At 39.1% G+C, this 12,372-nt stretch carries 11 protein-coding genes; 2 read left to right on the top strand and 9 right to left on the bottom strand.

Features of this window, described 5'->3' with window-relative positions:
• Window positions 1-27: 27 nt before the first annotated feature.
• The 7 genes from pgsA to PYS62_RS04165 form a co-directional block, all read right to left on the bottom strand.
• Window positions 28-690, bottom strand: coding sequence for a CDP-diacylglycerol--glycerol-3-phosphate 3-phosphatidyltransferase (gene pgsA / locus PYS62_RS04195; protein WP_066714023.1), 663 nt, complete (start codon window positions 688-690; stop codon window positions 28-30).
• A gap of 83 nt (window positions 691-773) precedes the next feature.
• Window positions 774-1,253, bottom strand: coding sequence for a regulatory protein RecX (locus tag PYS62_RS04190; protein WP_066714026.1), 480 nt, complete (start codon window positions 1,251-1,253; stop codon window positions 774-776).
• A 26-nt stretch (window positions 1,254-1,279) separates the two neighbouring features.
• On the bottom strand, window positions 1,280-2,455 hold the full coding sequence (gene recA, locus PYS62_RS04185; protein ID WP_066714029.1) for a recombinase RecA: 1,176 nt from the start codon (window positions 2,453-2,455) through the stop codon (window positions 1,280-1,282).
• A gap of 201 nt (window positions 2,456-2,656) precedes the next feature.
• Window positions 2,657-3,673 (bottom strand): hypothetical protein, encoded by a 1,017-nt coding sequence (locus PYS62_RS04180; protein ID WP_066714033.1) that lies wholly within the window; start codon window positions 3,671-3,673, stop codon window positions 2,657-2,659.
• 138 nt (window positions 3,674-3,811) lie between these two features.
• The gene (locus tag PYS62_RS04175; RefSeq protein WP_066714036.1) at window positions 3,812-5,155 is read right to left on the bottom strand and encodes a class I SAM-dependent rRNA methyltransferase; all 1,344 of its coding nucleotides are present in this window, start codon (window positions 5,153-5,155) and stop codon (window positions 3,812-3,814) included.
• Window positions 5,156-5,388: 233 nt separating this feature from the next.
• On the bottom strand, window positions 5,389-6,354 hold the full coding sequence (locus tag PYS62_RS04170; RefSeq protein ID WP_066714038.1) for a 2-oxo acid dehydrogenase subunit E2: 966 nt from the start codon (window positions 6,352-6,354) through the stop codon (window positions 5,389-5,391).
• Between the two features lies 1 nt (window position 6,355).
• Window positions 6,356-7,708: a hexokinase family protein gene (locus PYS62_RS04165; RefSeq protein WP_066714040.1), complete on the bottom strand. Its 1,353-nt coding sequence runs from the start codon at window positions 7,706-7,708 to the stop codon at window positions 6,356-6,358.
• 140 nt (window positions 7,709-7,848) lie between these two features.
• On the opposite strand from PYS62_RS04165, the gene PYS62_RS04160 reads away from it, so the two are divergent.
• Window positions 7,849-8,982, top strand: a complete 1,134-nt coding sequence (locus PYS62_RS04160) for a Gfo/Idh/MocA family protein (RefSeq protein ID WP_066714042.1) — start codon at window positions 7,849-7,851, stop codon at window positions 8,980-8,982.
• A gap of 3 nt (window positions 8,983-8,985) precedes the next feature.
• Entirely contained in the window at window positions 8,986-9,447 is a 462-nt protein-coding gene (locus PYS62_RS04155) for a hypothetical protein (protein WP_066714044.1), read from the top strand.
• Here PYS62_RS04155 and lepA read toward each other — a convergent pair.
• Entirely contained in the window at window positions 9,433-11,247 is a 1,815-nt protein-coding gene (gene lepA / locus PYS62_RS04150; RefSeq protein ID WP_066714046.1) for a translation elongation factor 4, read from the bottom strand. The genes PYS62_RS04155 and lepA overlap by 15 nt on opposite strands.
• Window positions 11,248-11,268: 21 nt before the next feature.
• The gene (gene lepB, locus PYS62_RS04145; protein WP_066714048.1) at window positions 11,269-12,366 is read right to left on the bottom strand and encodes a signal peptidase I; all 1,098 of its coding nucleotides are present in this window, start codon (window positions 12,364-12,366) and stop codon (window positions 11,269-11,271) included.
• Between the last annotated feature and the right edge of the window lie 6 nt (window positions 12,367-12,372).

Below are 12,372 nucleotides of genomic sequence, written 5' to 3'. Positions count from 1 at the left end.
AAAGTACCCTTCCTTAAATAGATAATATTAAGCAACAGTTAAAAGTTTACGATTACTGAGCCAATACGTCAAACCTGAGAACAAAGCAATCGCAACTGTTACCCAAGCTAGACTATTCATCATGAAATAGAAATTATGTAAAGCAGCATACGCTGAACTTAACTCTACATCTGCTAACTGAAAGCCATGTTGAATAGTAATCATATCTCCGACACTGCCAACTGCAAAGGAATATATTCCATAAGCAAAGCAAACAAGCAAGGCCGCAATCTGTGAAACAGTCTTAATCTTGCCCCAGAAATTAGCAGCAATTACCTTGCCACTAGATTCAACAGCAATCAAGCGCATGCCCGTTACGATTAAATCGCGGAACAACGTAATAATTGGTACCCAAGCACTGATATAGCCAAGCTCAACAAATAAAATCATCGTAGCTAAAATCAACAACTTATCTGCAATAGGATCGATAAACTTGCCAAAGTTGCTTACTATATTGTATTTACGTGCAATATGGCCATCAAGAAAATCACTAAATGAAGCTAATGCGAACAGTAATAGCGCAATTACCATACTGAGAACAGCGCCAATCCGTTGCTCCTTCATACCTAAGCTATTAGCTAGATATGCAAAACCTAAAACAAACGGCATCAATAAAATCCGTAAGCAAGACAACTTGTTTGGTAAATTCATAATCTTGACCGCCTTATTAAACTTTTCTCTATTATACACTAATCAATTTGCGAAAAGACAAATGTTCGCCCTATTACGTGTTATCACCATGTCTTGATAATCAAATATTCTGCCAACGCCTGACGAATATCGTAACTATTGAAGCCTCGTCGCAAGCATTTGGCCATTAATTTGTGCAGAATTTTCCGCTTGCTTAAATAATCCTCAGCTTGTTCTAATTCCTCTAACATAGACTGACAGGCTGAAGCTAAGAAATCAGCCAACAAGTCTTTCTCGCTGCGTAATTCAAAGAACTCATTCAAAGCAGGTTCAACGCTATCGAGTGCAATTCCCCGTTTTATAAGCATCAAGCGTAAAGCTGTTCTGCCACGGCTTTTAGTGCCACGATAGGCAATTAACAATTTGGAGGCTAAAACATGATCATTCAAATAATTACGTTCCGTAAGCTCATTGATCAAAGCGTCTATCTCTTGAAGCGGATACTTTTTTTGCAAAAGATAGGCACGCATTTTGCCCGTACTAGGTTTGTATTTAGTTAAATAGGCAAATGCACTCTCGCGCATTTGCCTCTTCTCTAAATTGCTTAAACTCATAATTCATCAAGTTCCAATATATCATCCAAAATACTGCTATCTGCTTCAGATTTAGTCTCTGTTGCTTGTTCAGCCTTGTTATCTTCAGCTGGCTTTGCTTTAGTTCGACTCATCTTAGCTTCAAGTTTAGCATTTTCTTCTGCAATTTTGGCATTGACAGCTCTCATAACTTCCTCACAAACGTCAGGATGATCTAATAAGTAGCAAATAGCCTTGTCTCTGCCTTGGCCTAGACGCTCTTCTTTGTAAGAGAACCAAGCACCAGATTTGGCAATGACATTATACTCAACGGCAATATCAACTACACAACTCTCATTCAATACGCCTTTGCCATAAATAACATCAAAAGTTGCTTCCTTAAATGGCGGCGCTACCTTGTTCTTAGTGATCTTACATCTAGTTCTAGCACCAATTGGGCGATCACCCTCTTTAAGCACTTCGCCTTTACGAATGTCCATACGAACTGAACTATAAAACTTCAGAGCACGACCACCAGTTGTAGTTTCAGGATTGCCGAACATCACGCCGATTTTCTCACGCAATTGGTTGATGAAAATAACAATCGTTTTGGATTGGGAGATACTAGCTGTTAATTTTCGGAGAGCTTGTGACATCAAGCGTGCCTGCAAACCAACAGAGGAATCACCCATCTCACCCTCTATCTCAGCTCTAGGAACCAAGGCGGCCACTGAGTCAACGACAATAATATCGACTGAACCTGAACGCACAAGATAATCTACTATCTCAAGTGCCTCTTCACCGTTATTAGGTTGTGATAGTACCAAACGAGCTGTATCAACTCCCAAAGCCTCTGCATATTCTGGCGATAAAGCATGTTCAGCATCGATGATAGCTGCTACACCACCAGCTTGTTGAGCGCTAGCAATGCAATGCAATGCAACTGTTGTCTTACCTGAAGATTCTGGTCCATAGATTTCAATAATTCTGCCTCTTGGTAAGCCCCCTACGCCCAAAGCTAAATCGATTGCAAATATACCGGTAGGAATAACAGTAATATTCTGGTCAGGTGCCTTGCCAAGAACCATAATTGAACCAGCACCGAATTTCTTATCAATCGCAGCCAAAGCGGCTTTCAAAGCTTCATCTCTCTCCTCACTACTGACTTGTGTAATTGTTTGATTGGATTTCGCATTCTTCGTTAATTTCGCCATATCATTCTCCTAAGTTATATTCGCAAGCTTAACCTGAACTAAAGTTCATGTAATAAGCACATTATATCACATTGTTTTAAGCAAAGACATCAAGAAAAAATTCAAAAATTCAAAAATTCGCATTTCTGTTCCTAAGAAGATAATAAAAAATCTACTATCACTACTTGAGCAATAGTAGATTTGAATTAGCGCTAGCTTAGATTACTGTGCTTTTTCATCTAAAACTGGTAAGCACAAGAAGAAGTTGATAACAGGATCAGTAGTTGCGTCATTGCAATACTGAATGACAACGCCCTCGTAATTAGCGCCAAAGTACAAAGCATCTACTACGCTTGTACCGTTATCAAAGGCAGCACCAATGTAAGCATTATATTTACTGAATTTCTCTTGCTTAGCATCAACTACCTTGTACTTGTAAGCATTACCATCTTTATCTGTGATTTCGATAATCTCACCTTTGCCAAACTTGTTGTTCCACATATTGAAAGCAACCTTGTGACGGTGACCATCAAGATATGTGATCTTGTTGTCATAAGGATTAAACTCAGGTCCAATCATCTTGTAAATCATGTCGCTAGCTGGCTCTTTGTAGTACAAATTAGGATCATAGAAAGTAAAGTCGCTAACTCTTTCATATGGGAAAGTGTAATTCTTCCAATAGACCTTGTTAGGTTCTTTCTTGCCAGTGGATTTGAAATTATCCTTGTTCAAGACTGTATCAAATGGAGGCTTAACTGACATATTCTGTTCGATCATGGTTGAAGCATTCTTAGCTTGCGCTTCCTTGACTTTGCTCTGATCTGTCGTTTCGCTCTTGACGTAACCAGAATCTTTGCCGACATGGATGAAAGACCAACCATTCTCAATATTCTGAATCAAGTAAATCTTGTCGCCCTTCTTAGCTTTAGCTACAACCTTAGTACCAGCATCAGGATATTGGTACAAATCACTATCAGCTAACATCGTTGCTGCCAAGAACGGGAAATTATCACCGTCATCATCTTTGACATAATCACGAATTAAATTGTACTTAAGTGGCTTAAAATCAAAAGGCTTCTCAGGTTCTGTAGCTTTTGGCTTCTCAGTTTCATTAGACAAACCGCTTAAAACAATTTTCTTCTCAGTGACATTTGTTTTTGACTTAGAGCTATTACATGCCACTAAAGGTAAAAGCAAAGTACCTGCTAATAGCGTTGCTGCTAATCTAGTATTTCGCATATCTAAACTCCCTCACATATCTTCTTGCCTCGGAAATATTCCAAGGTCTACTTGCAAAACTTGTTGCAAAATCAATTGCCTTATATTTTACAATAAATCATTAGCCTTGAGCAAAAAATGCAAAAAGTTTTCTTTTAATTAGACAATTTGCAAAAAATAAGTCTTCAAATAAGCAGTTTCAGGCATATTAAGCAAGATGGGATGATCAGCTGCCTGTTCTCTCCTAGCTATTAAGCGCAAACTGACATTGGCCTTGCTGGCAGCTTCCTGCAACATCTTAAAGAAATCTGCATCTGGTATAAAATGGCTACATGAAGTTGTGACCAGGTAGCCGCCACGTGGCAAAAGCCGCATAGCCTGATAATTAATCTGCAAATAGCCCTTGTAGGCTGCCTGTTTGACTTCTTTGCGTTTAGCAAAGGCAGGCGGATCAAGTAAAATCATGTTAAACGGGCCTTTGGCACGCGCCTTATTCCAATCAGGTCCGGATTTATGCTCTACCAAGGCTGTCAGCAACTGAAACACGTCTGCCTGCAAAAACTCCAAATGCGTTAAATCTAAATTTTCTGCATTTAACTTAGCATTTTGTTCAGCTTGCTTAAGTGCTGTTTCACTTATATCAACAGCTAAGACTGAACTTGCTCCACCAGCTACAGCGTTAAGTGCAAATGAGCCAGTATGGGTAAAGCATTCCAAAACTTGTTTGTCTTTGGCTAATTTTTGCAGATACAAGCGATTATCTCTCTGATCCAAAAAATAGCCTGTCTTTTGGCCATGCACGAAGTCAACTTCCATTTTGATGCCATTTTCAACAATCAAGACGGGCTTTAATTCAGTCTCTAATCTCTCATCAGCCAAACTATACTTAGAACTATATCTAGGTCCAGCAAACTCGCTTAAGCCCTCTTTGGCTCTAAGCTGACCTAGACTTTTCTCGTACACAATCCTAATTTTACGCTTATATACTGTTTTTAATTCGTTAAGCAGAATCTCCTGGATTAAGGGCCAAATTTTAGCCATACCTAATGAAAAGATCTCTATGCTCAAAACATCGGCAAATAAGTCACAAGTTAAGCCTGGGAAGCCGTCTGCTTCACCATAAATCAAGCGGCAAGCTGTATTTTCATTGCTAGTCAATAAACCAATTTGCAAACGATAAGCCAAGGCATAGCTGACACGGCGCTGCCAAAAACTAGCTTCAAACCGTTCGTTACGATTGGAACTTAGTATGCGAACAGCAATCTTACTTTTGTCATTGTAAAAACCTGTGCCAAGATATTTAGCTTTTTCGCTATAAACATCAACCAGCTCACCTGACTTATAAGCTTTTAATTCTGCAGGCAAATTGTTACACAATGAGCAATTTATGTCATTAGCATATAACCATAGGTGACCTGTCTCTAACCATTTATGCCCTTTATTACTAACGATTAGTGGCGGAAATTTAGCATTGCGCAATTTAACTAGTAAAGTATCTTCCATGCATTTTTCTCATTTCTAAATTGATAAATTGAATTTACACTATTTTCATATGAGCGACAACATTTTTTTATTTTTAAATTTTATCATATGAGCATACCATATAAACAGATGGATAACGACCCCCTTATTAAGTTATTCATACCCCTCTCTTAATAACCCCTAAGAGTAAGTGCCTAACATTCGTTAGGCACTTTTTTACGCTAATTCACTACTAGTTGGTGCGAGTATTAACTCTAATTATCTTTGTCGCGGAAATAACGGCCAGTAATATAACCAGAGAATTTGCGCAAAGCCTTGTCACGTGCCATCTTCATCAAGCTGAAGTGCTTAGCCTTGTTCTCTTTCTCTTCCTTAGTAAATGTCTCTTTTAATGGTTGCTCCAATAAAGTAGGATCAGCCAAATAATGATTAAGTAACTTAAGACTTTTGATGATGTAATAGCCATCACAAATTCTTTCGTCAATCGTAAACGCTAGCTCAATCGACTTCTTCCAAGCAACTGTATTGTCTTCGTAATAAGGTTGCTTCTTCAAACGGCCAACTGTCAAAAATAAGCTGCTAGTTCCCATCTCGTACAAATGATGGAAAACAGCATCACCACCAATTGTGCCAAGGTGCGAAATGAAAATCGAAGAATAGAATGGAAATTCCTGGATTGCTTTCTTCGGTGCCAAACCGTTGTAATCTAAAAAACGATAGATAGCAAAGACGGAGCTAATCATAAAGCGAGGCAGCTTTAACAATAACAAAATTGCTTTGTCCTCCAAATTCTCTTTGCCATTACGCAAGGCCTGATTGGTCTTATCCATTTTTTCAGCAATGGAAAAAATCGTATCATGGTCATCAAACTCTAATCTAGCAACTGACTCATTACCATCATCAGTCAAACTATCTTTGACAACATACAATACTTCAAACGATTTACGCTGATAAATTCTCCGTCCTGCCACAAAGCGATTCATTTTTGGCCGCTCGGACATGGTACGCTGGATAGCTGCTACTAGCACATTAAAAAACGTTATTTTAATGCCTGCTCGCCGCTTACTTTTGATATATTCACTGATTGTGTCATAGGGTATATGGTATTTGTAATAAATCTGCGATTCAATCCTTGAACGCATCATATAAGGAATAATGAGATTCATCGGATCGCCATCATCAACCAAATAGCCATCTGGTCTATTCGTAAATATCCCCATACTAAGCCTTTCTGTTTGTCAAAGCGGCTATCGCTGCTCCGACTAGGTTGCCATTTTCCGTTTTATTAAAGCGGATATTCAGGTTCAGTTTCGAATTAATAAATTGTTTAACATAATAATTTACCTTGTTAGGTAATAACAATGAATTATAATATGTTGAACCGTCCATAGTTACAACCGTTGGTTTCAATGGATTCTTCCCTAAGCCTGATTTGACTAATATTGCGGCAATCAACGTCACAACATAGCGGCTTGCCCGTTCAAACAAATTGTCAATTATATAGTACAAAGTCTGCCGATCAATATCATTCGCACATGACTTACTTAAAACACTCTGCCCAAATGGCTGACGCATGTAGGCATCAAGGTCTTTCGTTGTTAATTGATTAATCCCACTGAAGTTAGTAATAAAGAAATTACTAAACAAACCATCTTGCATAGCTTTGCGAATGACATATAAACAAAGTAAGCCAAGATAGCGACCAGATACGCGTTTCTCAAGCAAGGAACGACCTGGATCAACCGTTCCCTCATCCATCTCCATATCAATTTCCGAACTTAAAAGTGGACGATGGTAACCACTCTCGGTATTAATTATCATTCGCTCGCCTAATTGTTCAGAACTTAATTGTGCATGAATCTTGCTAATTTCTTGGCATTTCTCAACATAAGCAGCATTCACACCAGTTCCCCAAATAAAACCAACAAACGAATCATACAGCTCCTCACTCATAGAAGCTCGTCCACCTAAAAGGGTGGCAACAGTATCATTCAAAATACAAATATTCTTGTCACTTGGCAAATTACGCCGCTTTAAGGCAGCTTTTAAATCCTCACCAATCAAGCCGCCTACCACTTCTGGCGCTCTAACTTGTTTGGTAAAGCTAAGGACACGACCATCACGATTTGGCATAATTTCAGCTGGATAACTAAAGCAAAAACCAATATCGTCACTCAGATTAATGACTGGTTCAATGAAGCTGACAATCTTGTCGTAAAATTCGACCTTACTAAGTTCAGCTTCCGAACCTGGCATTGGATAAACAGCAAAATGTTCAATATCAGGTTGCTTGTTAGCGTGCATAGTTAGCACCGCCACGCGAAAATTGGTGCCACCAGCATCTAAAACAATACAAGGTTTCTCAAAAGGAACTTTGTTCTCTACACCAATAAAAGTAGGAAGCATAGCAAGTGGTAAGCTGTCATATAATTTAGCTAGTCTGTCTGCCTCTTGATCTGGCAACAAACCAATTGACATAGCTTCAAGCATATGTCCAAGCTCCTGTGTCATATCTATCTGCTCAGCATCTAATTCATATTTTTGCAAAAATGCTTTTACTTCTGGTTTGGTCATTCTCCACCTCATAGTTTATACTTTAGCTAGGCCTTATTTTAGCTCATTATAATCAAAAAAGCTGTCTAATGCAGTAACGTTCTAATTTTAACACTTAGTGAGGAAATTGGCTGACTATTTTACAATTGCGAGGTATGCATATGCTAACACCTGATTCAAAATATCAACTAATTATTGTCGGATTAGGACGGGTCGCAATCAAGCATTTGAAAGCTTTCTACAATTTACGCGAATTTTTTGCTTCTTTAATCTTAGTTGAGCCAAATAAGCAGCAGATTGAACGTTTCTGTGTGCAAAATCAAAAGTATTTGCCTGGCACTGTTTTGTTCTTTTCTGATTTGGCCGAGGCTTTAGCTAACCAACCTGAAGCCAAAAGAATAGTTGCCATCACAACTCCTTCCAATCTGCACTATGAGCAAGCTAAACTAGCACTTGAAAATAATTGTCATTGTTTAATTGAAAAGCCAGTAACGCTCAATTTGACGGAAGCAAATGACTTATTAGCTCTCAGCCAGTCTAAGCATTTACAAGTTGCTATCGGCCATATTTATCGCTATATTCCGCTAGTTAAAGAGTTACAAACTTGTTTAGCATCTGGTATGATAGGCAAAATTCTCATGGCAAAATTGGAGCTTGAATGGGGACATAGTCAAGAATACTACGATCAGGCTGCCTGGCGTGGCACTTATGCCAAAGATGGTGGGGTTTTAATGAATCAGAGTATTCACGCCTTGGATCTCCTCTTCTATCTGTTAGATAGCAAGTTAGCCAAAGGGACAGCTTATTTAGCTCAACTAAATCACACAATTGAAGCAGAAGATTACGCAGCTTGCTTGCTCGTTGACAACAAAGGGCGCCAAATCAACCTAAATTGCACAACTTCTACCCTGCCTAATCAGCATTATGCGTCATTCAAGTTAATTGGTGAATCTGGTGACTTAACTCTCTCTATGCATAATAAAAGCTTCAAAGTTAGCATTCATAACAAAAATGGGCAAGAACGTTTTTGGCACTTAGCTATTTTCCTTCTGCCTTTATATTGGCGAAACAGAGGGCCACATGCTTGGACAAGTTGGACTAATCCGCATCAAGCTATATATGCTGATTTAATCTCTAGCATCGAAAATGATCACGCCTGCCTAGCTAACTTAGAGTCAGGCATTTCGGCTTTACAAGCTGTTTTGACCTTGTATAAAGCAGCCCAAACAGAAAGCTATGCTAACAATGAGCCATTAGCTGAATCCAAGTCTATGCAAGATTTTTTTAAGGCTTAAGATATGGCAATCCTCAAACTGATAATCTGGCTCATTCTCTTAATGCCATTAGCTATTTCAGATTGGAAATGTAGTAAAGTTAAGCTTTATCTTTGGCTTGGGCCTAGCTTATTAGTCAATCTTTATTGGCTCTATGCTTTTAAGCAGTTTAGCTGGATGCTTATCTGTTTTAATTTGTTACAAATTGCTTTTTTCTTATTCACTAAACAAGTTTACTTTGGCATAGGTTTAGCTGATTGGCGCTTACTTACATGTGCCATTTTTTATTTCAATTGGCAAGCTACAGCATCTTATCTGTTAATAAGTTGTCTGTTGATTGTCCTATACCATCTTTACTTAAAACTAAGTTTGAAAGAAAAAGACGATCCTAAGTCGAAACTCAGTGCGTCTTATCCCTTGCTACCATTTTTTGCACTTGCAAATGGCCTAGAGCTTATTTATCAATTAGCTTTACTCATCATCTAATTTCAAAACAGCCATGAAAGCATCTTGTGGAATGGAGATTGAGCCTATCTGGCGCATCTTCTTCTTACCTTCTTTTTGCTTCTCTAGCAATTTTTTCTTACGCGAAATATCACCGCCATAGCACTTAGCAAGCACATCTTTGCGGTAAGCTCTTACTGTCTCACGCGCAATTACTTTGCCGCCTATAGCTGCCTGAATTGGAATTTCAAACATCTGTCTTGGAATATTGTCTCTCAACTTCTCACACATCTTACGCGCGCGCGTATAAGCACTTTCCTCATGCACGATGAATGATAAAGCATCCACTACATCGCCGTTAATCAGAATATCTAATTTGACTAATTTATCCTTTTCATAATCTAGGAAATCATAGTCAAGCGAAGCATAGCCACGTGTTCGAGATTTCAAAGCATCGAAGAAGTCGTAAATAATTTCATTAAACGGCAGATGATACTCAATATTGACACGATACTGGTCAACATACGTCATATCGATAAACGTGCCGCGGCGCTCCTGGCAGAGCTCCATGATATTGCCGACATAATCTTTAGGCGCCATAATATCGGCTTTGACAATTGGTTCACGCATCTCCGAAATTTTCGAAGGATCTGGCATGTTAGTTGGATTATCCAACATGAGAGTCTCACCATTGGTCATTATTAACTCATACATAACTGATGGAATTGTCGAAATTAAATCGAGGTTAAACTCGCGTTCCAAGCGCTCCAAACTTATTTCATAATGTAAGAGGCCCAAAAAACCGCAGCGAAAGCCAAAGCCCAAAGCTAAAGATGTTTCAGGCTCAAATGAGATACCGCCATCGTTCAAAACTAATTTGCTCAAAGCGTCTTTCAAATCTTCATACTTGGCACTATCAGCTGGATAAATACCGCAGTAAACCATCTGTCTAGCTGGCTTATAGCCTGGCAAAGCTTCCTTAGCAGGGTGATTTGCCAGAGTGACAGTATCACCAACTTCAGAATCGTGTATGTCTTTAATAGAAGCGGTAAAATAGCCAACCTCACCTGTCAAAAGTTCCTTACAATCTGACTGTTGCCCGGCTTTGAAATAGCCTACTTCTGTAACATCATACTCAGTCTGGCTATGCATAAAGCGAATGCGATCGCCTTTTCTTAAAGAGCCATTTTTAATTCTGACGTGTACAATAACACCTTGATAAGCATCAAATTTGCTATCAAAAACCAAAGCTTGCAAAGGACCATCTTCATCGCCTGTTGGTGCAGGTAAATATTTAATGATCGCCTCTAACAAATCATCGATGCCGATATTATTTTTGGCCGAAATTAAAGGCGCATAGGAAGCATCGATACCAATTGCTTCTTCTATTTCGTTTCTGACAACTTCTGGTTGGGCAGATGGTAAATCAATCTTGTTGATAACTGGCAAGATTTCCAAATTAGCATCAGCTGCAAGATAGCAATTGGCCAAGGTTTGCGCTTCCACACCCTGGGCTGCATCAACGACCAAAATTGCACTCTCACAGGCTGCTAACGAACGGGAAACTTCGTAATTGAAATCAACGTGCCCCGGTGTATCAATCAAATTGAGTACATAAGTCTCACCTGACTTAGCTGTGTAATACATTCTACTAGCCTGGGCTTTGATTGTAATGCCACGCTCACGCTCAATATCCATGTTGTCAAGCACTTGCTCTTGCATTTCACGTTCAGTGAGCACACCTGTATCTTGAATCAGGCGATCGGCTAAAGTTGACTTACCATGATCAATATGCGCAATAATACTAAAATTTCTTATCAAATCTAAACGCTTTTGCGTCATCAATAAACTACTCCCTGTCAATTAATGTGGTATGCCGACTCGGCTGAAAGGATAAAAGCGTAATAAGCTGCGGCCAACAATCGATTTTGTCTTAATTGGGCCAAAATAGCGGCTATCTGAACTATGTTCACGATTATCACCAAGTACGTAAATCTCATCATCTGCCAAGGTAACTTTAGCAAAAACTGGATCTAATACATTCGTCACAACTTGCTCAGACAAATAATCCTCTTTTAACAACGTACCATTTCTATACACATGAGCATCTTTAATTTCGATTGTGTCGCCAGGCAAGCCAATCACACGCTTAACTAAATGGATATCCGGCATATCAGGTACAGGCTTAACGTCACGCTTCAAATTCCCGTCACTATCTTCACTATAATTAATCTTTATTTTTGGCTTAATGAAGGTAATAATCTTGCCATAAGGTGGCAAGAAAAAATAGCGACTCACTTTCTCAACAATCAGATTATCGCCATTGTAAAGTGTCGGATACATAGAACTACCGTCGACAATATTCCGTTGAGCTACAAACGTAACAAAAATGAAGGCTAGAACAAAAGCTAAAAATAAGGATTTCACCCATGAAAAGACTTCATTCATGAGCTTATTAGAAGCCTTACCTTCATGCACATCGACGCGACTAGGTACAGCCACATTCTCTGGGCTGAAATCAGCTACATTATTTTCTTCTAAATTGTATGATGGTGAATCTGGCATATCTAATCTCTCCAAAGCTTGCTTAGCATGGCGCCTCTGTTCAGCAAAATTACGATTAAGGACAGATCTATTTTCATCTCTAAAAGGCACACGATAGCTGTTTACTTGGCTCACAATCGGACCTGACGTTGGCTTATTTTCATCATCGATAATGATCGCTTTCCTGCGTCTTTTCCGAATTTTTCGCTTGTTAGCTGTGCCATCTTCGTCTTTGAGCGCATCCTTTCTCGCTACATCCGCCATCAACATATTGCGTAAATAGCCTAAACGAACCTGCTTATCTAAAGCTTGTTTATCAAAATTGATAGCCCGAACCGACGGCTCAGGTCTAGGCGAAGCTGCCTGATCTGTAGCTGTCTTATCGAGCTTAAAATGACTTTGTTTAGAAGAATCCAATCTTAA

This window comes from Amygdalobacter nucleatus (genome assembly GCF_029167365.1).
Lineage (GTDB): Bacteria > Bacillota > Clostridia > Saccharofermentanales > Fastidiosipilaceae > Amygdalobacter > Amygdalobacter nucleatus.
Note: the sequence above shows the minus strand (reverse complement) of the source record. Positions and strands in the feature narration are given on the sequence as shown.